Origin of the sequence: Streptomyces sp. NPDC091292, assembly GCF_044757265.1 — a bacterium.
GTDB lineage: Bacteria > Actinomycetota > Actinomycetes > Streptomycetales > Streptomycetaceae > Streptomyces.
Window position 1 is genome coordinate 112,150 of record NZ_JBIVUQ010000020.1, and the last position, 21,051, is coordinate 133,200.

18 protein-coding genes are annotated in these 21,051 nt (G+C 72.2%); 5 read left to right on the forward strand and 13 right to left on the reverse strand.

Annotated features, from left to right (window positions below):
• Positions 1-36 precede the first annotated feature (36 nt).
• Together ACIQNU_RS35820 and ACIQNU_RS35825 are read right to left on the reverse strand one after the other, a co-directional pair.
• Entirely contained in the window at positions 37-1,674 is a 1,638-nt protein-coding gene (locus ACIQNU_RS35820) for an ABC-F family ATP-binding cassette domain-containing protein (protein ID WP_401374432.1), read from the reverse strand.
• An 86-nt stretch (positions 1,675-1,760) separates the two neighbouring features.
• On the reverse strand, positions 1,761-2,810 hold the full coding sequence (locus tag ACIQNU_RS35825) for an oxidoreductase (protein ID WP_401374434.1): 1,050 nt from the start codon (positions 2,808-2,810) through the stop codon (positions 1,761-1,763).
• A 123-nt stretch (positions 2,811-2,933) separates the two neighbouring features.
• Between ACIQNU_RS35825 and ACIQNU_RS35830 the strand changes: the two genes are divergently transcribed.
• The gene (locus ACIQNU_RS35830) at positions 2,934-3,857 is read left to right on the forward strand and encodes an FAD-dependent oxidoreductase (protein ID WP_401374488.1); all 924 of its coding nucleotides are present in this window, start codon (positions 2,934-2,936) and stop codon (positions 3,855-3,857) included.
• 58 nt (positions 3,858-3,915) lie between these two features.
• On the opposite strand, the gene ACIQNU_RS35835 is transcribed toward ACIQNU_RS35830, so the two are convergent.
• Both ACIQNU_RS35835 and ACIQNU_RS35840 read right to left on the reverse strand, forming a co-directional pair.
• Positions 3,916-5,262, reverse strand: a complete 1,347-nt coding sequence (locus ACIQNU_RS35835) for a M14 family metallocarboxypeptidase (RefSeq protein ID WP_401374436.1) — start codon at positions 5,260-5,262, stop codon at positions 3,916-3,918.
• The gene (locus ACIQNU_RS35840) at positions 5,259-7,271 is read right to left on the reverse strand and encodes a Xaa-Pro dipeptidyl-peptidase (protein WP_401374439.1); all 2,013 of its coding nucleotides are present in this window, start codon (positions 7,269-7,271) and stop codon (positions 5,259-5,261) included. Before ACIQNU_RS35840 ends, ACIQNU_RS35835 begins: the two co-directional genes overlap by 4 nt.
• Positions 7,272-7,460: 189 nt before the next feature.
• Here ACIQNU_RS35840 and ACIQNU_RS35845 point away from each other — a divergent pair, with 189 nt between their 5' ends.
• A complete protein-coding gene (locus tag ACIQNU_RS35845; RefSeq protein WP_401374441.1) occupies positions 7,461-8,924 on the forward strand; it encodes a M1 family metallopeptidase in 1,464 nt (487 codons plus the stop codon).
• Between the two features lie 62 nt (positions 8,925-8,986).
• Here ACIQNU_RS35845 and ACIQNU_RS35850 read toward each other — a convergent pair whose 3' ends face one another.
• From ACIQNU_RS35850 to ACIQNU_RS35860, 3 genes are all read right to left on the reverse strand, one after another.
• Positions 8,987-9,808, reverse strand: a complete 822-nt coding sequence (locus ACIQNU_RS35850) for an oxygenase MpaB family protein (RefSeq protein ID WP_401374491.1) — start codon at positions 9,806-9,808, stop codon at positions 8,987-8,989.
• A 182-nt stretch (positions 9,809-9,990) separates the two neighbouring features.
• Complete coding sequence (locus ACIQNU_RS35855) at positions 9,991-10,470, reverse strand: hypothetical protein (protein WP_401374444.1); 480 nt, start codon at positions 10,468-10,470, stop codon at positions 9,991-9,993.
• A gap of 89 nt (positions 10,471-10,559) precedes the next feature.
• Positions 10,560-11,039 (reverse strand): macro domain-containing protein, encoded by a 480-nt coding sequence (locus ACIQNU_RS35860; RefSeq protein WP_401374446.1) that lies wholly within the window; start codon positions 11,037-11,039, stop codon positions 10,560-10,562.
• A gap of 168 nt (positions 11,040-11,207) precedes the next feature.
• On the opposite strand from ACIQNU_RS35860, the gene ACIQNU_RS35865 reads away from it, so the two are divergent.
• A complete protein-coding gene (locus ACIQNU_RS35865; protein WP_401374448.1) occupies positions 11,208-11,933 on the forward strand; it encodes a MerR family transcriptional regulator in 726 nt (241 codons plus the stop codon).
• A gap of 73 nt (positions 11,934-12,006) precedes the next feature.
• Here ACIQNU_RS35865 and ACIQNU_RS35870 read toward each other — a convergent pair whose 3' ends face one another.
• The 5 genes from ACIQNU_RS35870 to ACIQNU_RS35890 all read right to left on the reverse strand — a co-directional run bounded on the left by ACIQNU_RS35870 (position 12,007) and on the right by ACIQNU_RS35890 (position 18,445).
• Complete coding sequence (locus ACIQNU_RS35870) at positions 12,007-14,196, reverse strand: 3-hydroxyacyl-CoA dehydrogenase NAD-binding domain-containing protein (protein ID WP_401374451.1); 2,190 nt, start codon at positions 14,194-14,196, stop codon at positions 12,007-12,009.
• 39 nt (positions 14,197-14,235) lie between these two features.
• A complete protein-coding gene (locus ACIQNU_RS35875; protein WP_401374454.1) occupies positions 14,236-15,450 on the reverse strand; it encodes an acetyl-CoA C-acetyltransferase in 1,215 nt (404 codons plus the stop codon).
• A 57-nt stretch (positions 15,451-15,507) separates the two neighbouring features.
• Complete coding sequence (locus ACIQNU_RS35880; RefSeq protein ID WP_401374493.1) at positions 15,508-16,650, reverse strand: acyl-CoA dehydrogenase family protein; 1,143 nt, start codon at positions 16,648-16,650, stop codon at positions 15,508-15,510.
• Positions 16,651-16,676: 26 nt separating this feature from the next.
• The gene (locus ACIQNU_RS35885; RefSeq protein WP_401374457.1) at positions 16,677-17,903 is read right to left on the reverse strand and encodes a CaiB/BaiF CoA transferase family protein; all 1,227 of its coding nucleotides are present in this window, start codon (positions 17,901-17,903) and stop codon (positions 16,677-16,679) included.
• Positions 17,904-18,052: 149 nt separating this feature from the next.
• Positions 18,053-18,445, reverse strand: a complete 393-nt coding sequence (locus ACIQNU_RS35890; RefSeq protein WP_401374459.1) for an MmcQ/YjbR family DNA-binding protein — start codon at positions 18,443-18,445, stop codon at positions 18,053-18,055.
• 92 nt (positions 18,446-18,537) lie between these two features.
• Between ACIQNU_RS35890 and ACIQNU_RS35895 the strand changes: the two genes are divergently transcribed.
• On the forward strand, positions 18,538-19,737 hold the full coding sequence (locus tag ACIQNU_RS35895; RefSeq protein ID WP_401374462.1) for a saccharopine dehydrogenase family protein: 1,200 nt from the start codon (positions 18,538-18,540) through the stop codon (positions 19,735-19,737).
• Positions 19,738-19,787: 50 nt separating this feature from the next.
• Here the strand turns inward: ACIQNU_RS35895 and nfi are convergent, their stop codons facing one another.
• Positions 19,788-20,540 (reverse strand): deoxyribonuclease V, encoded by a 753-nt coding sequence (gene nfi / locus ACIQNU_RS35900; RefSeq protein ID WP_401374465.1) that lies wholly within the window; start codon positions 20,538-20,540, stop codon positions 19,788-19,790.
• A gap of 77 nt (positions 20,541-20,617) precedes the next feature.
• Here nfi and ACIQNU_RS35905 point away from each other — a divergent pair, with 77 nt between their 5' ends.
• Complete coding sequence (locus tag ACIQNU_RS35905) at positions 20,618-20,917, forward strand: YciI family protein (protein ID WP_401374467.1); 300 nt, start codon at positions 20,618-20,620, stop codon at positions 20,915-20,917.
• Positions 20,918-21,051 lie beyond the last annotated feature (134 nt).

A 21,051-nucleotide genomic window follows, 5' to 3' on the forward strand; every position in this document is an offset into this window, starting at 1 on the left:
CGCCCCGGGAGACCGGGGCGCCCTCCGGGGCGCCGCTCACACCTCGGTGAGCTTGCCCGCCGCCATCTCGATCCGGCGGGTCGTGTGCACCGCGTCCAGCATCCGGCGGTCGTGCGTGACCAGGAGCAGCGTGCCCGGGTAGGACGCCAGCGCCGATTCGAGCTGTTCGATGGCCGGCAGGTCCAGATGGTTCGTCGGCTCGTCGAGGACCAGCAGATTGACGCCCCGGCCCTGGAGCAGGGCGAGCCCCGCGCGGGTCCGCTCGCCCGGCGAGAGGGTCGCCGCCGAGCGCAGCACATGGTCGGACTTGAGACCGAACTTGGCCAGCAGGGTGCGTACCTCGGCGGGCTCCGTGTCGGGCACGGCCGCGCAGAACGCGTCGATCAGCGACTCGCTGCCGTAGAACAGCTGCCGGGCCTGGTCGACCTCGCCGACCACGACCCCGGGACCGAGCGCGGCATGCCCGGCGTCGAGCGGTACGCGGCCCAGGAGGGCGCCCAGGAGCGTGGACTTGCCGGAGCCGTTCGCCCCGGTCACGGCGACCCGGTCGGCCCAGTCGACCTGGAGCGACGCGGGCCCGAAGCGGAAGTCCCCGCGCCGCACCTCGGCGTCGCGGAGGGTGGCGACGACCGCGCCGGAGCGCGGGGCCGCCGCGATCTCCATCCGCAGCTCCCACTCCTTGCGCGGCTCGTCCACCACGTCGAGGCGCTCGATCATGCGCTGGGTCTGCCGGGCCTTCGCGGCCTGCTTCTCGCTGGACTCGCTGCGGAACTTACGGCCGATCTTGTCGTTGTCGGTGGCCTTGCGGCGGGCGTTCTTGACGCCCTTGTCCATCCAGGCGCGCTGCGTCTGGGCGCGGCCTTCGAGCGCGGCCTTCTTGTCGGCGTACTCCTCGTAGTCGGCGCGGGCGTGCCGGCGGGCCGTTTCGCGCTCCTCCAGATAGGCGTCGTAGCCACCGCCGTAGAGGTTGATCTGCCCTTGCGCCAGGTCGAGTTCGAGGACCTTGGTGACCGTGCGGGCAAGGAACTCACGGTCGTGGCTGACGAGGACGGTGCCCGCGCGCAGACCCTTGACGAAGGCTTCGAGCCGGTCGAGGCCGTCGAGGTCGAGGTCGTTGGTCGGCTCGTCCAGCAGGAACACGTCGTAGCGGGACAGGAGCAGCGAGGCGAGTCCGGCGCGGGCCGCCTGGCCGCCCGACAGGGTCGTCATCGGCTGGTCGAGGTCGACGCCGAGGCCGAGCGACGCGGCCACCTCGTCGGCGCGTTCGTCGAGGTCGGCGCCGCCGAGACCGAGCCAGCGCTCCAGGCCCACGGCATACGCGTCGTCGGCGCCCGGCGCGCCGTCGACCAGGGCCTGGGTGGCCTCGTCCAGGGCACGCTGCGCCTCGGCGACACCGGTGCGGCGGGCCAGGAACGCGCGCACCGACTCGCCGGGGCGGCGCTCCGGCTCCTGCGGGAGGTGGCCGACGGCGGCGGTGGGCGGGGAGAGCCGCAGCTCCCCTTCGTCGGGCGAGTCGAGCCCGGCGAGCAGCCGCAGCAGGGTGGACTTGCCCGCGCCGTTGGCACCGACGAGACCGATCACCTCACCCGGGGCGACGACGAGGTCGAGCCCGGTGAAGAGGGAGCGGTCGCCGTGCCCTGCGGCGAGATCCTTGGCGACGAGAGTGGCAGTCATAACGGGTCGATCCTACGGAGGGCCCGGGGCGATCGGAAAACGGATTGCCTCCGGCGGCTCACGCGGACCCGGAACGTCACGGCCGCTCACCGCCGCACAGGTGCCACCAGCACACTGTCCGTCGTCCGTGCCACCACGAAGGACTCCCCCCGCGCCGCCTTGGCGTCGAGCGCGATCCGGTGATCGCCCGGGGGCAGGACGCCGTCGAAGACCTCGTGCGTGTGGGTCCGGTGGAGGCGGTCGACGCGGTACGCGATGAGGCGGACCCGGCAGGTCGATGTGGTCTCGACCCGGGCCTCACCCCCGGCCGCGGTCAGGGCGGCGAGGCGGCGCCGGCCCCCGGCGGCCCCCACGTCCAGGGACTGCTCGATCTGCGCGACGAGCAGCGGAACGACGGGAGCGAGCCCGTCGACGTACGCCACCTCGACGCCCGCTTCGGCGAAGGCGGCGCGCACGGCGGATCGTTCCCGCTCGCCGACCGCGCGGCCGAAGGCGACCGCGCCGTAGGTCCGCAGCTCGTCGGCCGGGACCCCGGCCGCGCCGTCGGTGATCTCGGCGCCGATACCGATGGCGCGCAGGGCGGCGGCGAGCTTGGCGAGTACGGCGACCCGGGCCCCGATCAGCAGGACCCGCCGACGGCCTCGCCCCCCACCGCCCCCGTCGCTCGCGGCGTCCTCGATGAGCCGCCGCAGCGCGTCACGGTACTCGGCGCCCCGGAACCGGTAGGGCCCTATGCCGTGGTAGCCGTTGAGGTCCAGGTCCGCGCGCGTGTCGGTCTGCCAGGCGAAGTCCCGCCAGATGTAGTCGTCGCCGTCCGGGGCCTTCTCGATGACGGCCGTGACGGCGCCGCACTCGATGCCCTCGCACTCCGGGCACCCGTAGATGACGTGCCGCCCGCCGGCGAGCGGGGCCTCCGCCTCCAGGAGGAGGCCGCGGGCCTGGGCGGCGAAGATCGCGGGCGGTACGTCGGAGGCGAGCGGCGACACCGCGTCGAGGTCGGAGAGCTGGAACAGCAGCGGGCGCCCGTCGACGACGAAGTCCACGAAGTCCCGGTGAGCCTGGTAGTCGCCGTTGGCGAGAACCCCACCGGTGCGCGTCGCGGGCGCCAGACCGAATGTCGTATACACGGCAGACATGTCCTGAGTATCCCCACCGCGCACGGGAACCGAGCACGCCGTGGCGGATTCGGCTAGCGTCCGGGCGTGGCTACTGAAGTGATCGTGGTGGGCAGCGGCGTCATAGGTCTGACGACGGCGGTGATGCTCGCGGAGCGCGGGCACCGGGTCCTGGTCCGGTCGCGGGAGCCCGCCGAGCGGACGACCTCGGCCGTTGCGGGCGCGCTGTGGTGGCCCTATCGCATCCGGCCCGAGAACAGGGTCGGCGACTGGTCGCTGGAGTCCTTCGCCGTGTACGAGGAGTTGGCGGGGCGTCCGGAGGAGACGGGCGTACGCATGGTCGAGGGCGTACACGAGGGCGGCAGGCTGGACGGGCTCGGGGCGTGGGCGGCCGGTGTGCCGGGGCTGCGGGCGGCGACGGCGGCGGAGTGCCAAAGCGGTGAAGGGCTGTGGGCGCGGCTGCCGTTGATCGACATGCCGTCGCATCTGCGGTGGCTGCGGGGCCGGTTGGCGGCGGCGGGCGGCACGGTCGTGCCGGGCACGGTGACCTCGCTCGCGGAACTCGCGGATCCCGTGAATCCCGTGAATCCCGTGGGCCGGGCGCGGGTGGTCGTGAACTGCACCGGGCTCGGCGCCCGCGACCTCGTACCCGATCCGGCCGTGCGTCCGGTCAGCGGGCAGTTGGTGCTGGTGGAGAACCCGGGCGTGGACACCTGGTACACCGGTCCGGAGTCGGCGGGCGGGTCGGCGTACTTCTTCCCGCAGCCCGGCCGGCTGGTGCTCGGCGGCACGGCGCGGGAGGACGACTGGTCGACGGAGCCCGATCCGGCGGTCGCCGAAGCGATCGTGCGGCGCTGCGCGGCCGTACGGCCGGAGATCGCGGACGCCAGGGTCCTGGGGCACCGGGTGGGTCTGCGGCCCGTGCGCGACGCCGTGCGCCTGGAGCGGGTGCGGCTGCCGGGCGGCGGGACCGTCGTGCACCACTACGGGCACGGTGGGGCGGGGGTGACCGTGGCGTGGGGGTGCGCGCGGGAGGCGGCCGATCTCGTGGAGGCGGACACCGTGTGAACGCGCGGGGGCCGCCCGAGAGTTCCCGGGCGGCCCCACCAGGGTCTTGGGCGCGGGCTCAGCAGCGGGTCTCGGGCCGGCCCTCGGTCAGGTGGTACGGGGCCCTGGCGTCGAGGAGCAGCGGGACCAGGGCGCGCAAGGGCTGGCGGAGGCGGACGGTGGCTCCGTCACGGTCCCGCTGGACCCGTACACCGTGCAGCGCCAACTCGTCGTGCACGTCGGCGTACTGGTCGGCCGTCAGCCGGTACGCGCACGGCGGGTCCTGGATGACTTCGGCGGGTTCGGCGGGATCGTTGTCCGCGCCGCCGAGATAGACCGGGCCCCGGTCGCGGTAGCCGGCGAGACGGGCGGCCCCGGTCGCCGCCGCGATGGCCCTGCGCCGCTCGTCGGTGAACTGGAACATGCCGTCCAGTGCAGCGAGTTGGGAGGAGACGCGGCGCCGGTTGTTGAGCGCTTCGTCGGCCTTCTCGGCGTCCGTGAGCGGGTCGACGCGGCTCTCGATGAGCAGCCCGACGGCGTGCTTGATGCCCGACGCGTTGCGCAGGATGCGTTCCTGGCCGTCGCCCGCCGTCTGCCGGATCGGCTCACCGGTCACCGGGTCGGTCCAGATGCCGTAGGTGCCGGTCGAGTAGCCGGAGGCGTGCGCGGCCGGCCTGACGTACGACTCGGAGAGTGCCTGGGCCTCGTCGTGCACGGCCCGGTCGGTGTTGAGGTTGCGGGGCCAGAGGTCGAACAGGTCCTTGTCGTAGTACTTCGGGGTCGAGCCGTACTCGTGCAGGTCGTAGATGATGTCGGGGGTCCGGTCGCGGATCACGGCGGCCATCGCCCGTGCCTCGGCCGTCTTGAGCGCCATGTGGTCGCGGTTGATGTCGACGCCCGCGGAGTTGCCGCGGGTGTCGGCGGCGCGGCCGTCCGGGTTGGCGGTGGGCACGACGAGGACCGTCGTACGGGACAGGAAGGTCCGGGTGTCGCGGTCCTCGGCGTACGCGAGGTCGCGGATCGTGGTGAGGCACGCCTCGCGGCCCGACGGTTCGTCGCCGTGCTGGCTGCACACCAGGAGCACGGTGGACGCGGCGCGCGGGGCGCCGATCCGGACGAGCTGGAGCGGGCGGCCCTGCGCGGTCGTGCCGATCCGGGACACGGACACCCGCTCGGCGCCCCGGTCGACGGCGGCGAGAAAGGACTGCTCCTCGGGCTGTGTCGTCCAGCGGGCCCCGGCGGACTCTTCGAATCCGGTACGGGGTGGGGGCGTGGGGCGGGGTCCGGCTTCGGCGGCCTGTGCGGGTGCGGTCAGCAGGGGTGCGGCCAGGGCGACGGCGGCCGAGGCCAGGACGAAGGCTCGGGTATGGGTGCGAGTGCGGGTCCGATTCGAGGTCCGGGTGGGGGCGGGGGTGCGGTGCGTCATGAAGCGCTGCCTCCGGGGATGCGGTGGGTCGCGCGCGGCGGGTGCACCTGGTCGCGGCCCGTGGTGTGCGGCGCGGCGGTCGCGGTGCCCGATGTGGCGCGTGCGAAGGCGGCGGCGCCCCCGACGAACGGCACCTTCGCCGAGGTGCGGGCCAGGTCGAGGGTGAGTGTGGGCCGGTCGGCGGGCGGGTCGATGAGGTCCTGGTCGGTGCCCGCGACGATCAGCGCGAGACGGTGGCCCGCCGGGACGACGTGGTCGGTCGCCCCGAGATCGAGCGTGATCGTGTAGCGCTTGCCGGGCGTCAGCGGGCGGCCCGTACGGTCGGAGGCGTAGTTCCCGAGGTCGGCCCACCCCCGGCTGACGACGGTCGCGCCGACGTCGGCCTTCTTGGCGGCGGTCTCCTTGTAGCAGGCGCTGTCCCCCGGGGTGCTCGCGCCCCAGCAGGTCCGGTCGGGCAGCGTGCTGATGCCCTCGCCCGACGCGCCGTAGTCACGGATGGTCGCGGGGCCCAGGTCGACCAGGACCGCCGACAGGTGCGCGGTCGGGGTGCTCGGGGTCGCGGTGACGGTGACCCGCGAGGAGCCGGAGAGGCGCAGGTCGCGGGTGAGCGGCTTGGTGGTGAATCCGGCCTTGTCCGGGGTGCTCCGGTCGATCTGCGCGGCCCAGTCGGTCTCGTTCCTGCCCGGGTCGTCCGTGAAGGTCTCGGTGCCAGTCGCGGGGCGAAGGCCGAGGGTGCCGACGCCGGACTGGGTGCCCGTGGCGGGGCGCAGGGTGGTGGCGGCGGTGGTGCGGGGCGGCCAGGTGGCGCTGGTGGACCACTGGTCGGGGGCGCGCTCGATGTCGGCCATCGGCTCGCGGTCGATGCCGTTGTCGTAGCCGAGGAGTTCATGGTCGAACCAGCGGTGCAGGGTGGTGACCCAGGTGGCGCGGCGGAAGTCGAACGGGTCGACGTGCCCGGTCTGGCTCAGCCAGATCTTGCGGTCGACGCCCGCCTTTCCGAGGGCGTCCCACCAGGGACCGACGTGCTGCATACGGACGTTGAGGTCCTGCATGCCGTGGACGACGAAGACGCTGGCCTTCACCTTGCGCGCGTCGGGCACATAGTTCCGCTCGTCCCACAGCCGGGTCCAGTCACCGGTGCGGGGCGCTTCGTCGACAAGTCGCTTCTGTACGGCGGCACAGCGGGCGCGCGCCTCGGGGCTGTCGACATAGTCGGACAGCCACTCGGGTCCGGAATCGTAGAGCGGGGCGCCCTTCGAGAAGTAGTAGTCGTACCAGGAGGAGATCGCGCTGATCGGGACGATCGTCTCCAGGCCCCGTACGCCGGTGGCGGCGACGCCGTTGGCGATGGTGCCGTCCCAGCTCTTGCCGATCATGCCGGTCCGGCCGTTGGTCCAGGAGGCCTGGGTGCGGGCGGTGCCGGTGCGGGTCGTGTAGGCGTGCGCGCGGCCGTTCAGCCAGTCGATGACGGCCTTCGCGGACTGGATGTCGGAGCGTCCGCCGACGTCCACGCAGCCGTCGGAGCGGTTGGTGCCCGCGAGGTCGACGGCGACGAAGGCGTAGCCGCGCGGCACGAAGTAGTTGTCGTAGTAGAGCGGGAAGCCGATCGGGTTGCCCTGCGCGTCGTACGTCTTCTTCTGGCTCTCGTTGCCGCGTCCGCAGCAGGAGTAGTACGGGCTGGCGTCCATGATGACGGGCACCTTGCGGCCCTGCGCGGCGGGTTCGCGGGGGCGCACGATGTCGACGCCGACGCGGTCGTTCTTTCCGTCGCCGTCCCCGTCGAACCCGGTGTCGACCCAGACGGATTCGCGGACGGCGGTGTCGTACGCGTATACGGGCTTGCTCTCGCGTACCGGGTGGCCGGAGTCGGCGGCGGCCGTCGTGGAGGGTCGGGTGGCCTGGGCGGCGTTCGACGGCAGGACGCCGGTCAGCACGAGGGCGGCGGTGGCCGCGATCACGAGCGTGCTGCGGAGGAAGCGCGGTCGACGCGCACGTACACGTTTCGGCATGCGCGGAAGGTACTCCGGTCAACTCCCGCGCAAAAGAGGGCCTTGTGCGCCAGGAGGCTGTCCAGGCGAAAGATCCGCCCGTGTCGGCCGAATGGCGATCGTGTGACAGCGGGGGCCATGGACATGACTGGGGCGCGAGGGGCTGAATAGGGTCGAACGGTCCTTGTACCCCCATGACTTGGAGCTTCCGTGCACCGCAGACTCATCGTCCCGGGCGCGCTCGCGGCCTCTCTGCTGCTGGCGATCCCGGCAACGGCCGCCGACTACACGCCCGGGGCACCGGGAATCGGCGATCCCTACTATCCGGACTACGGGAACGGCGGATACGACGTCTCCCACTACGACCTGCGGCTGAAGTACCAGCCGGCGACCGACCTCCTCGAAGGCACGGCGACGATCCTCGCCACGACCACGCAGAACCTGTCCCGTTTCAATCTCGACCTCGGCCTGAAGGCCAGTGAGGTGCGAGTCAACGGCAGGAAGGCTGCGTTCACGACGTCGGGCGTCCAGGAGCTGGAGATCACGCCCGCCGCCGGGCTGCCGAAGGGCGCGCCGGTCACGGTCGTCGTGAAGTACGCGGGCAAGCCGTCCGAGGTGAAGCTGTACGGCTTCACGTCCTGGCAGCGGACGCCGGACGGCGGGGTCGCGGCGAACGAGCCCGAGGCGGCGGCCTGGTGGTTCCCGTCGAACGACCACCCGCGCGACAAGGCCACCTACGACGTGTCGGTGTCCGTGCCCGACGGGACGCAGGCCATCTCCAACGGGGTGCTCCAGTCGACCAGTTCGAAGCTGGGCTGGACCCGCTACAACTGGCGCTCGGCCAAGCCGCAGGCGACCTATCTGGCGACGCTCGCCGTCGGCAAGTTCGACATCACGACCGACACGACCGCGTCCGGGCTGCCCGTGCTCAACGCCTACAGCAAGGATCTCGGCGCCAACGCCGGGGCCGCGCGGGCAAGCGTGGAGCGGACCACGGAGGCCGCCGAGTGGCTGGAGAGCGTGTTCGGCCCTTATCCCTTCGACTCGCTCGGCGGCTATGTGCCGAATGTGCCGAGCCGCTTCGCGCTGGAGACGCAGACCCGGCCGTTCTACAGCCCTCGCCAGTTCGCGAACGGCTCGAACGTGTCCGTCGTCGTCCATGAGCTGGCGCACCAGTGGTACGGGGACAGTGTCTCGGTCCACGGCTGGAAGGACATTTGGCTGAACGAGGGCTTCGCGAGCTACAGCCAGTGGCTCTGGTCCGAGAAGGAGGGCGAGGGCACCGCGCAGGAACTCGCCGACTACGTGTACGCGTCACACCCGGCCGACGACCCGTTCTGGCAGGTCGCGCCCGGTGACCCCGGTCCGGAGAACCAGTTCGACGGCGCCGTGTACGACCGGGGGGCGCTCGCGCTCCAGGCGCTGCGGAACGAGATCGGCGACCGGGCGTTCTTCAAGATCCTGAAGGGCTGGCCGCAGAAGAAGGCGTACGGCAACGCGACCGTGGCCGAGTTCGTCCGGTACGCGGAGAAGGTGTCCGGGAAGTCGCTGGGGGCGCTGTTCGACACATGGCTGTACGCGACGGAGCGGCCCGCGCTGCCGGGTGTGCGGGTGGCCGGGGTGCCGGACGCGCCGGAGTCGTGGGCGGACATCGCCCGTTCGCACGAGCGGTGACTGTTCGAACCCCCGGCTTCCGGCCGGGGGTTCTTCGCGCCGGGGGTTTTTCGCGCCGGCCCTTATCGCTGCTGTTGGCTACGGTGGCGCAGCCTCGCTTCGTGGGCCATCGGGAAGTATCTGAGCCGTTCCGGAAGCAGGGGTACGAGTCGGCCGACCACCTTGCCGAAGCGACGCAGGCGGCGTTCCTGGCGGGGGGTCCACGAGAGGCCGATCGCCTCGCGGGCCTCCGGGGGCAGCAGGCCGACGGTGACGAAGTGCCGGAGCCGGGCGAACGGTCCGCGCAGCAGCGGCCACAGGGCGCGCAGCGGGAGCCGGACCAGGAGCGGGCCGCGGTCGGGCGGCGGGACCGTCGGGTCGACGGCGGTCAGCTCCTCGGCGACCTTCGTCAGCTCCACCTCGTGGGCCAGCATGTCGCGGTAGTACGGCCAGAACTCCTCGACCGTCTGCGGCATGTCCCGGTCGCGCAGACCGAGCAGCCGGCCGACCCGCAGCCACTCCCCGTACAACTGGCGCTCCTCCGCGTCCGTGAAGCGCCGCCCCCACAGATATCCGCGCGCGTGCCGCACCACGGGGAAGCCGGTGGCGTGCACCCATGCGTAGTGGTGCGGTGTCAGTGCGTGGTACGGGCGGCCATGGGCGTCGGTGCCCTTGATGGTGCGGTGGAGCCGGCGCAGCCGGATGCCCTCGGCGACGGCGGCCTCTCCTCCGTAGACCCAGAGCTGGAGCGAGCCCAGGGAGCGTTCGGCGCGGCCCCAGGGATCGGTGCGGAACACCGAGTGGTCGTCCACGCCGGCGCCGACGGCGGGGTGGGCGACCTGGAGGGCCATCGCGGGGGGCAGGGTGAGCAGGGTGCGGATGTCGCCGACGGAGTCCCAGAGGATGCCGTCGGGGGGCGGCAGTGACGGGGGCGAGGCGGGTGAGGAGGGTGAGGAGGGTGAGGCCGGTGAGGAGGGTGCGGGGGTAAAGGGGGTCGGCGGGGCTGATGGGGACCCGGTGGCGACCCCTCCGGCATTTTGCGGCATATGTCCATTATGGAACTGTCACCGGCGTAAAGACCCGCAGCTCAGCCGCGCGCCCTCGGCTCCGGTGCCTGCCGGCGCTCGCCCACCATGCGGGCCGCGAGGTCGGAGGCCACCTCGGAGACGGTGAGTCGCAGCTCGGCCTCGACCTCGGCCCGCCGCGCCTCCGTCTTCGCCTGACCGACCACGGCGGCGACGCCCCCTTCGCGCGAGCCGTCCGCGCGGGCACCGGCGACCGGGGCGGCGCCGGTCTCACGGGCGCGCTGCCGGGCGCGGGCGGCGTCGCCGTGGGCCCCGGCGAGTACGGCCACTGTCTCGGCCCGCTCCCGCTCGGCCCGGACCCGCACCGCTTCGGAGCGCCGCGCGGCACCGTGCGTACGGTCCTCGCGCCGGGCGCGCGCCCGCCGCAGCCGGGGCACCGCTCGGGCGACGGCGAACAGACAGAGCGCGAACACGGGCAGTGCGACGGCGAGTTCCCCCACCTTCGGATGGAGCGGACCGATGTCGGTGGGCACAAGGTACATACCGATGCCCTACCCGTTCACACGTCCACAACAACGCGCGTGCGAAAGGGAGTTGTGCCTGAAGGGCGCTGGAGGGCTCCCGAAATCCCCTATCCGTCGTGGTCGTACACGGTCACCGCCACGCCCCGCGTGGTGAGCCGGTCGGATATGAGCGGTTCCACGCGGGACCACTTCCCGCCGGCCAGGCCGCAGCCGATGCGCGGCATGTGGACGGAGGCCCCCAGCTCGACGGCCCGGTCCGCCAGGGTGCCAAGCGCGGTTCCTATCGCCTCGTACCGCACTGGCACTCCCTTGCTGCCCGTGCGGATGCCCCGCTGGCCGATCATGTTCGCCACCCAGAGATAGCGGTCGACCCGCACGAGCTGCACCGCGCCGAGGCCGAAATCGTTGCGGGCGCGGTCACGGTGCCAGGCCCGGTAGGCCGTCTCCGGCTCCGGCCAGCGGCGCGAGACGGCCAGCACGAAGCCCTTGCCCCAGCCCCCGATGTCGTTGCAGACATGGGCGATCACCTTGACGCCCTTGCCCGACGGCGTGGTGGCGTCCCCCCGGACGTATGTGATCTCCGACATGACGCCACCGTACGGGCCGGCACTGACAGTGGGCGGGGCTCCGGTGCACGGCGGCGTCGCCGTTTCACAGTGGTGGTGCGACAGCAATACTGTTGCACGGTGATCAGGGGCCCGCCGTGATGCCTGCGGTGATGCCCGGGGTGGACCCGTACGGAGCTGGGAGCTGGGATGACGACGGACGCACCGGACGTGACGCTGACCGTCGACGAGCTGGCCGCGCGGGCGGGCGTGACCGTCCGGACGATCCGCTTCTACAGCACCCGGGGGCTGCTGCCGCCGCCGGTGATCGGTGCCCGCCGGGTGGGTCTGTACGGGCCGGACCATGTGGCGCGGCTGGGCCTCATCGAGGAGTTGCAGCACCAGGGGATGACCCTGGCGGCCATCGAACGGTATCTGGAGCAGTTGCCGCCGGAGCTGAGCGCGCACGACCTCGCGCTGCACCGTGCCGTGGTGGCCTCCTGGGCGCCGGAGGCGCTGGAGGACGTCACGCGGGCGGAGCTGGAGCGGCGGGCGGCCCGCGCCCTCACCGACGAGGACGTGGACCGGCTCGCCGCCATGGGCGTGCTCACCCGTACCGAGGACCCCGGCATCTTCCGCGCGGACCGGGGGCTCCTCCGCCTGGGCACACAGTTGCTGGACGTGCCGATCGCCCATGAGACGATCCTCGCCGCCCGTACCGTTCTGCTGCGGCACGCGCGCGAGGCCGCGCACGAGCTGTCCCGGATGTTCCGCGACGAGATGGGCGACCTCCACCGCGAAGGCTCCGCCGACCAGGCGCGGGTGGCCGCGATGAAGTCCCTGTCCGCCCATATGCAGCCGCTGGTCGTGCAGGCCCTGGTGACGGCGTTCCAGCGGTCGCTCACGGAGGAGCTGCGGGAGTGGCTCAGGCAATGACCCCGGGGCACCGGCACATTCCGGTGCCCCGCTTTCCTGCTGGTCACTCCGCTTTCCTGCTGTCCTTCGGGCGTCAGGCGTCCGTGAAGGTCTCCCCCCGTTCGGCCTTCGCCACCAGCAGGGCCGGCGGTGCGAAACGGTCTCCGTAGCGGGCCGCCAGCTCCCGCGCGCGGGACACGAATCCGGCGGGCCCGCCCTCGTACCCGTTGATGTACTGAAGCACGCCACCCGTCCAGCCGGGGAAGCCGATACCGAAGATGGAGCCGATGTTGGCGTCCGCGACCGATGTCAGGACGCCCTCCTCCAGGAGGCGCACGGTGTCCAGCGCCTCGGAGAACAGCATGCGTTCCTGCATGTCCCGGAACGGGATGTCGACGCCGTCCTTGGTGAAGTGCTCCCGCAGGCCCGGCCAGAGACCGGCGCGCTTGCCGTCCACGTAGTCGTAGAAGCCCGCGCCACCGCTCCTGCCCGTACGGCCGAACTCGTCGACCATGCGGTCGATGACGGCCTCTGCGGGGTGCGCGTCCCAGGTGCCGCCCGCCTCCTCGACGGCCCGCTGCGACTCGGCGCGGATCTTGCGGGGCAGCGTCAGCGTCAGCTCGTCCATCAGGGACAGCACCTTCGCCGGGTAACCGGCCTGCGCCGCCGCCTGTTCCACTGAGGCGGGCTCGGCGCCTTCGGCGACCAGCGCGACCCCCTCGTTGATGAACTGGCCGATGACGCGCGAGGTGAAGAAGCCGCGCGAGTCGTTGACGACGATCGGTGTCTTCCTGATCTGCCGGACCAGGTCGAAGGCGCGGGCCAGCGCCTCGTCGCCGGTGCCCTCGCCTTTGATGATCTCGACCAGCGGCATCTTGTCGACGGGTGAGAAGAAGTGCAGCCCGATGAAGTCGGCGGGCCGCTCGACGCCTTCGGCGAGGACGGTGATCGGCAGCGTCGAGGTGTTGGAGCAGAGCAGCGCGTCGGGCTCCACCAGGTGCTGGATCTCCTGGAACACCTTGTGCTTGAGCGCCGGGTCCTCGAAGACGGCCTCGATGACGGCGTCACAGCCCGCGACGTCCGCGGGGTCGGCGGTGGGCGTGATCCGGGCGAGCAGCGCGTCGGCCTTCTCCTGGCTGGTACGGCCACGGGAGACGGCTTTGGCGCACAGCTTCTCGGAGTACGCCTTGCCCCGGGCCGCCGCATCGGCGGACACGTCCTTGAGGACGACGTCGATGCCCGCGCGGGCGCAGGAGTAGGCGATGCCCGCGCCCATCATGCCCGCGCCGAGCACGGCGACCTTGCGGACCGTGCGAGGGGCGACGCCCTGGGGGCGGTTCGCGCCGGAGTTGACGGCCTGGAGGTCGAAGAAGAACGCCTGGATCATGTTCTTCGCGACCTGGCCGGTGACCAGTTCGGTGAAGTAGCGGGCCTCGATGGTCTGCGCGGTCTCGAAGTCGACCTGTGAGCCCTCGACGGCCGCCGCGAGGATGTTGCGCGGGGCGGGGTAGGGGGCGCCGCCGGTCTGCTTCTTCAGGTTGGCGGGGAAGGCGGGCAGGTTGGCGGCGAACTTGGGGTGTGCGGGGGTGCCGCCGGGGATGCGGTAGCCGGGCCGGTCCCAGGGCTGCTGCGACTCCGGGTTGGCGTCGATGAACGCGCGCGCCTTTGCCGTCAGCTCTTCGGGCGTGGTGGCGACTTCGTGGACGAGCCCGGCGTCCCGCGCGCGGGGTGCGCTGTACTGGGTGCCCTGGAGGAGGACCTTCAGGAGGGCGTCGGTGATGCCGAGGAGGCGTACGGTCCGGGTGACGCCGCCGCCCGCGGGCAGCAGGCCGAGCGTGACCTCCGGGAGGCCGATCTTGGTGCCGGGGGTGTCGAGGGCGACGCGGTGGTGGCTGGCGAGCGCGATCTCGTACCCGCCGCCGAGCGCGGCGCCGTTGATCGCGGCGACCACGGGCTTGCCCAGGGTCTCGATGCGGCGCAGGTCCCGCTTGATGCCCATGCCGGTCTCGAACGCGAGCTGGGCCTGTCCGGGGCCGAGCTGGATCATCTCCTTGAGGTCGCCGCCTGCGAAGAAGGTCTTCTTGGCGGAGGCGAAGATGATGCCGCGCACCGAGTCCCGCTCGGCTTCGAGGCGGTCGGCGACGGCCGTGAGGGAGGCCGTGAACGCCTGGTTCATGGTGTTGGCGGACTGGTCGGGGTCGTCCAGGACGAGGGTGACGATGCCGGTGTCGTCCTGCTCCCAGCGGATGGTGGTGCTCTCCGGCCGCGATGTGGTGGCTGCCATGGCTGCTTCTTCTCCGTAAGGGTGTGCCGGGACGGACGGTCAGAGACGCTCTACGACGGTGGCGATGCCCATGCCGCCGCCGACGCAGAGCGTGGCGAGGCCGCGGCGCAGATCGCGGCGCTCCAGCTCGTCCACGAGCGTGCCGAGGATCATCGCGCCCGTGGCGCCGAGGGGGTGGCCGAGCGCGATGGCGCCGCCGTTCACATTGACCTTGTCCAGCGACAGGCCCATGTCCTTGACGAAGCGCAGGACGACCGCGGCGAACGCCTCATTGATCTCGACCAGGTCGATGTCGTCGATGGTCAGCCCGGCCTTGGCGAGCGCCTTGCGGGTCGCGGGCGCGGGTCCGGTGAGCATGATGGTCGGCTCGGAGCCGGAGACCGCCGCCGACACGATCCGCGCGCGGGGCCGCAGTCCGTACCGCTCGCCCACCTCCTTCGAGCCGATGGCGACCAGGGCGGCGCCGTCGACGATGCCGGAGGAGTTGCCCGCGTGGTGGACGTGGTCGATCTTCTCGACCCAGTGGTACTTCTGGAGCGCCACGGCGTCGAAGCCGCCGAGGTCGCCGATGTCCGCGAAGGACGGCTTCAGCTTGGCGAGCGAGTCCGCGGTGGTGCCGGGGCGCATGTGCTCGTCGTGGTCGAGGACGACGAGGCCGCTGCGGTCGGTGACCGGGACGACGGACCTGTCGAAGCGGTTGTCCTTCCAGGCCGCGGCGGCGCGCTCCTGCGACAGCGCCGCGTACTCGTCCACGTCCCGCCGTGAGAAGCCCTCGATGGTGGCGATGAGGTCGGCGCCGATGCCCTGCGGTACGAAGCCGGTGTCGAAGTTGGTCATCGGGTCGGCGAACCAGGCGCCGCCGTCCGATGCCATCGGCACCCGTGACATCGATTCGACGCCGCCGGCGAGCACCAGGTCCTCCCAGCCCGAACGGACCTTCATCGCGGCCAGGTTGACCGCCTCAAGCCCTGAAGCACAGAAGCGGTTCTCCTGGACGCCCGCGACCGTGTCGGGCAGTCCTGCCGCGATGGCCGCGATCCGGGCGATGTCGGAGCCCTGGTCGCCGACGGGTCCGACGACGCCGAGGACGATGTCGTCGATCGCGGCCGGGTCGAGTCCGGGGAACCGGTCGCGGATCTCGTGGATGAGGCCGACGACGAGATCGATCGGCTTGGTGCCGTGCAGGGCGCCGTTGGCCTTGCCGCGTCCGCGCGGGGTGCGGATCGCGTCGTACACATACGCTTCGGTGGTCACGCTCGTGCCTTTCGCCGAGGGTCGGCCGGGTGGGTCGGGTCAGCTGTGTGGGTGGGGTCAGCCGAGCAGGGAGCGGCCGATGATCTCCTTCATGATCTCGGTCGTCCCTCCGTAGATCGTCTGGATGCGGCCGTCCGTGAAAGCCCTGGCCACGGGGTATTCGTTCATGTAGCCGTAGCCGCCGTGGAGTTGGAGGCAGCGGTCCGCTACCCGCTTCTGGAGTTCGGTGGCCCACCACTTGGCCATCGACGCGTGCGTGGCGTCGAGTCGGCCGTCGGAGTGGTCGGCGATGCAGCGGTCCAGGAAGGTGCGGGTCACCGCGCACTCGGTGGCCATCTCGGCTATCTCGAAGCGGACGTGCTGGAGCCTGGCGAGCGGGCGGCCGAACGCCTCGCGCTCCTTGACGTACCGGGTGGTGATCTCCAGGAGGTGTTCGGCGGCGGCGATCCCGGCGACGGCGATGCCCATGCGCTCCTGCGCCAGGTTGGTCATCAGGTGGACGAAGCCGCCGTGCAGCTCGCCGAGCAGGTTCTCCTTGGGGACGCGGACGTCGTGGAAGAACAGTTCGGCGGTGTCCTGCGACTTCTGGCCGATCTTGTCGAGGTTGCGGCCCCTTTCGAAGCCGTCCGCGCCGCGCTCGACAACCAGGAGGGACGTGCCGTGCGCGCCACCTTCGGGGGTGGTCCGGGCGACGACGATGACGAGGTCGGCGAGGATGCCGTTCGAGATGAACGTCTTGGAGCCGTTGAGCAGCCAGTGGTCGCCCTTGTCCTCGGCGCTGGTGCGGATGGACTGGAGGTCGGAGCCCGCGCCCGGTTCGGTCATGGCGATCGCGGTGATGATCTCGCCGGAGCAGAACCCGGGCAGCCAACGGCGCTTCTGTTCCTCCGTGGCGAGGCCCGTGAGGTAGGGCCCGATGATGTCGTTGTGCAGTCCGACGGCGAGTCCGGTCACGCCCGCGCGCGTGAACTCCTCGGCGAGGACGGCGCTGTAGCGGAAGTCGGCGGTGCCGCCGCCTCCGTACTCCTCCGGTACGGCGAGGCCGAGGAGGCCCTGGCGTCCGGCCGCGCGCCAGGCGTCGCGGGAGACGATGCCGTCCTTCTCCCACTGCTCGTAGTACGGCAGCACCTCCTTGGTCAGGAAGGCGCGGACGGTCTCGCGGAAGGCGTCGTGCTCGGGGTCGAACAGCCGCCGCTCCAGCGTCGGGTACGTGGTGGGGGGCCGGGTCACTGGGTGCCTCCTGCGGCCGGTTCCGGGCGGTCCGGTTTCGCGTGGTCCGGTTTCGCGTGGTCCTGTCCCCGGGGGTCGGGGTGGTGGTCGGTGAGGCGCGGCAGGTCCCAGTCGCGGGCGACGTCTGCCGTGTCGGCTCCGGGCTGCGCGGGCCCGCGCCGGACCGTCCCCGGGGTGGCGGAGAAGCGGGGCGCGGGGGCGGGCTGGGTGATGCCGCCGTGCTCCAGGAAGGTGCCGCGCGCGGCGAGATGCGGGTCGTGGGGTGCCTCGCGCAGCGACAGGACGGGGGCCACGCACGCGTCGGAGCCCTCGAACACCTCGGTCCACTCGGCGCGCGTACGGGTCTTGAACCGGGCCGTGACCGCCTCGCGCAGTTCGCTCCAGCGGGCCAGGTCCTTGCGCGCGGGGGCGATGCCGTCGAGGCCGAGCAGGGTGATGAACTCGTCGTAGAACTGCTGTTCAAGGGCGCCGACGGCCATGTGCCCGCCGTCCGCCGTCTCGTAGCAGCCGTAGAACGGGCACCCGCCGTCCAGGAGGTTGGCCCCGCGCCGGTCCTGCCAGCCGCCGGCCGCGAGCATGCCGTGGATCATCGACGCGAGGTGGGACGCGCCGTCGACGATCGCGGCGTCCACGACCTGGCCGGTGCCCGTCGCGCGCGCGTGGTGCAGCGCGGCGAGGACGCCGACGACGAGGTAGAGGGAGCCGCCCGCGAAGTCCCCGACGAGATTGACCGGGACCGTCGGCGGTTCGTCGGGGCGGCCGATCATGCCGAGGGTGCCGGTGCGCGCGATGTACGCGATGTCGTGCCCCGCGCGCGCGGCGAGCGGTCCGTCCTGGCCCCAGCCCGTCATCCGGCCGTACACCAGGCGGGGGTTGCGGGCGTGGCACCGTTCGGGGCCGACGCCCAGGCGCTCGGCGACGCCGGGGCGGTAGCCCTCGATGAGGATGTCCGCGCGCGCGACCAGGTCGAGGACGGTACCGGGGCCGTCGGGCGCCTTGAGGTCGACCAGGACGGAGCGTTTGTTGCGGTTCGTGATGTCATACGCCGGGTTGACCGCGAGGCCGGAGCCGCCGGGGCGGTCGACCCGTACGACGTCGGCGCCGAGGTCGGCCAGGAGCATGCCGGCGAACGGGCCCGGTCCGATGCCCGCCAGCTCCACCACGCGGATCCCCGCGAGCGGGCCCGCACCGGGGCCCGGCCCTGCCGCCTCTGTCACCGTCATCGCGCCCCCGGAAGTCCGTCCGATACAAGATCCGACAATCTGACACAACTGATGTAACACCAAGGATGTTATGGAGGGCTCATGCCCCACACAACCCCTGAACGAGCAAGCGCTTAGAAATGTGCCCGGATGGAGAAATCCGGCCGCGGCTACCGGCGCGGCATCGTGTCCAGCTCCGCGATCAGCCGCTTGGTCGCTATCGCGCGATAGCTCTCCTCGACCCAGTCGCACACCAGGTCGGCCGCCGGAGCGCCCTTCTCCTCCAGCGGTATCAGCACCCATCCGGCCTTCCCCAGGCCGTACCCGGCGGGCTGCGCGCCGGGGGCGGTCAGCGCGTGGGCGTGGGACTCGCCGGCCGTCAGCTTCACCGTGACGCGCAGCGGATGGGTGCCGTCGGAGACACCGAGGAAGACGAAGACCTTCTTGTTGACCTTCGCCACGGCGTCGTCGCCCCAGGGGAACTCCTCGACGGCGCCCGGAAGACCGAGCGCGTACGCCCGTACCCGCTCCCACACCGTCCGTGCCTGCTTCGCCGCCGCCATGGTCACCTCCGGGTCCCGGCTCCTGCTCCCCCACGCTAGCCTCAGCCACCGACAACGGCGCGGTGCTGGGCCAAGAGGTGCGGAGAGGTGTCATGAGCGGGCAGGGCAAGGCGGATCACTCGGATCGGGCCTACGACATCGTCCTCTTCGGAGCGACCGGTTTCGTGGGCGCACTCACCGCGGAGTATCTGGCCGCGCACGCGCCCGAGGGGCTGCGGTGGGCGATCGCCGGGCGCGACACACGGAAGCTGGAGCGGCTGCGCGAACGGCTCACGGCTCTCGCGCCGGGCGCCGGCGAGGTCGCCGTGCTGCACGCCGACGCCGCCGAGCCGGCGTCGCTGCGCGAACTGGCCCACCACGCGCGCGTGGTGGCCACGACCGTCGGCCCGTACGTCACCTACGGCCATGACCTGGTGGCGGCGTGCGCGGACGCCGGGACGGACTACGTGGATCTGACGGGTGAGCCCGAGTTCGTCGACGTGACCTATGTGCGGCACGACGTCCGCGCGCGGGAGACCGGTGCACGGCTGGTGCACGCGTGCGGGTTCGACTCGATCCCGTACGACCTGGGCGTGTACTTCACGGTGGGGCAGTTGCCGGAGGGGGTGCCGTTGCGGATCGACGGGTTCGTCAGCGTCGACGCGACGTTCTCGGGCGGAACCTTCGCGTCGGCGCTCGGGCAGTTCGCGCGCGGACGGCAGTTGGCCGAGGCGGCACGGGACCGCAGACGGCACGAGCCGCGCGTGGTGGGGCGGCGGGCGTACGCGACGACCGGCGCGCCCCGGTTCGCCAAGGAGATCGGGGCCTGGGCGCTGCCGCTGCCGACGATCGACATGCAGGTGGTGCAGCGCTCCGCGCGGGCTCTGGAGCGGTACGGGCCGGACTTCCGCTACCGGGAGTACGCGGCGGTACGGCACCTTCCGGTCGCGGTGGGCGGTGTGGCGGCGATGGGCGCGCTGTTCGCGGCTGCGCAGGTACCGGCCGCGCGGCGCCGCCTCGCGGACCTGGTGCGGCCGGGCGAAGGGCCCGACGAGGCGCGGCGGGCCCGGAGCCGGTTCTCGGTACGGTTCGTCGGCGAGGGCGGCGGGCAGCGCGTCTTCACGGAGGTCTCGGGCGGCGACCCCGGCTACGGCGAGACCGCCAAGATGTTCGCCGAGTCGGCCCTGTGCCTGGCCTTCGACGACCTCCCCGGGACGGCCGGCCAGGTCACCACGGCAGCAGCCATGGGGGACGCCCTGACGGCGCGGCTGCGCGCGGCGGGCATCAGGTTCCGCGTGGCGGCGAAACGCTGACGCTGCGCTTGAGCTGCGCTCGGGTGGAACCCGGCGACCTCCTTGCCCGGTCAGGTCGTGAGGTCCGTCAAGGTCCGGCGGCAGAGGGCGTCGGCGTGGCGGGTTGTCTCCGGGAGGCGGTAGTCGGGGGTGAGGTGGAGGGTGTGGGCGCAGGCCGTGGGCAGCGAGACCCGGTGGCCGACCGACACGTACACCGGTTTGACGCCGTCCCGCGTGCGCAGCGCCGCGCCCACTTCCTCGTCGCCGTCCATCAGAGGCGCCACCGACCCGCGCGCGGTGCTCGGTTCGGCGTGCGTGAAGGTGAACGGGTTCTTGGCGACGCCGATCGTCGGCAGCCCGGTGAGCACGCCCAGGTGGCTGGCGAGCCCGAACCGGCGCGGGTGCGCGAGCCCGTACCCGTCGCACACCACGAGCCCGGGGTCGCCGCGCAGCGCCCCCAGGGCGGCGACCACGGTGGGGATCTCACGGAACGCCAGCAGCCCGGGGACGTACGGGAAGGAGACCCGGCCGACGGCGGTGGCCTGCTCGACCACGGTCAAGGTCGCCGCGTCGAGGACGACGGCCGCCGCGACGACCCGGTCACGCGCGTCGTCGTAGGCGACGTCGACTCCCGTCACCCGCCCGGCGCCCGCCACCGGCCCCGGCTCGTCGCGCACCACACGACCCCGCAACTCGTCCTGCACCGCGCGTGCTTGCGCCTCGGTGGTCGGCCAGTCGGCGGGCAGCGGGACAGCGGCGGACGGGTCGGTGACCGGGCCGGTGTGCGGGCGGGGACGGGGTGCGGAGGTGGATGCGGAGGTCATGGTGCCGCCGAGCGTACGCGGCCCCACTGACACAGCACCCACGTACCACCCCCGGCCACCCCGGTAGGCTCGTGATCATGTTCGTACTGGAACTGACCTACACCGCGCCGCTCGACGCCGTGGAGCCGCTGCTCCCCGCCCATGTCGCATGGCTGGACGAGCAGTACGCGGCGGGCGTCTTCATCGCTTCGGGGCGCAAGAACCCCCGTGACGGCGGGGTGATCCTGGCCGTCGGCGGCGACCGCGCCGCCATAGAGGCGATCACGGCCGCCGACCCGTTCGTCACGGAAGGCGTGTGCGCGTACCGGATCACCGAGTTCATCGCGACGAAGACAGCGCCCGAACTCGCCCCGTACCGGCAGCCGTCGGCGTCCTGAAGCGGGTTCCCCGCGCGCGTCAGCCGATCTCGACGCGCGCTAGACGAGTCATTCCGAATGCTGACGGTGTGTCTGGGAACGCAGACAGGGCGTCCAAGATCGTTGTGTGACGAACAACCTGGACGCCCTGCTGA

Coding starts and splice junctions, on each gene's coding strand:
- ACIQNU_RS35820 (WP_401374432.1), bottom strand. CDS start 1,674: ATGACTGCCACTCTCGTCGCCAAGGATCTCGCCGCAGGGCACGGCGAC.
- ACIQNU_RS35825 (WP_401374434.1), bottom strand. CDS start 2,810: ATGTCTGCCGTGTATACGACATTCGGTCTGGCGCCCGCGACGCGCACC.
- ACIQNU_RS35830 (WP_401374488.1), top strand. CDS start 2,934: ATGCTCGCGGAGCGCGGGCACCGGGTCCTGGTCCGGTCGCGGGAGCCC.
- ACIQNU_RS35835 (WP_401374436.1), bottom strand. CDS start 5,262: ATGACGCACCGCACCCCCGCCCCCACCCGGACCTCGAATCGGACCCGC.
- ACIQNU_RS35840 (WP_401374439.1), bottom strand. CDS start 7,271: ATGCCGAAACGTGTACGTGCGCGTCGACCGCGCTTCCTCCGCAGCACG.
- ACIQNU_RS35855 (WP_401374444.1), bottom strand. CDS start 10,470: ATGTACCTTGTGCCCACCGACATCGGTCCGCTCCATCCGAAGGTGGGG.
- ACIQNU_RS35860 (WP_401374446.1), bottom strand. CDS start 11,039: ATGTCGGAGATCACATACGTCCGGGGGGACGCCACCACGCCGTCGGGC.
- ACIQNU_RS35865 (WP_401374448.1), top strand. CDS start 11,208: ATGACGACGGACGCACCGGACGTGACGCTGACCGTCGACGAGCTGGCC.
- ACIQNU_RS35870 (WP_401374451.1), bottom strand. CDS start 14,196: ATGGCAGCCACCACATCGCGGCCGGAGAGCACCACCATCCGCTGGGAG.
- ACIQNU_RS35885 (WP_401374457.1), bottom strand. CDS start 17,903: ATGACGGTGACAGAGGCGGCAGGGCCGGGCCCCGGTGCGGGCCCGCTC.
- ACIQNU_RS35890 (WP_401374459.1), bottom strand. CDS start 18,445: ATGGCGGCGGCGAAGCAGGCACGGACGGTGTGGGAGCGGGTACGGGCG.
- ACIQNU_RS35895 (WP_401374462.1), top strand. CDS start 18,538: ATGAGCGGGCAGGGCAAGGCGGATCACTCGGATCGGGCCTACGACATC.
- nfi (WP_401374465.1), bottom strand. CDS start 20,540: ATGACCTCCGCATCCACCTCCGCACCCCGTCCCCGCCCGCACACCGGC.
- ACIQNU_RS35905 (WP_401374467.1), top strand. CDS start 20,618: ATGTTCGTACTGGAACTGACCTACACCGCGCCGCTCGACGCCGTGGAG.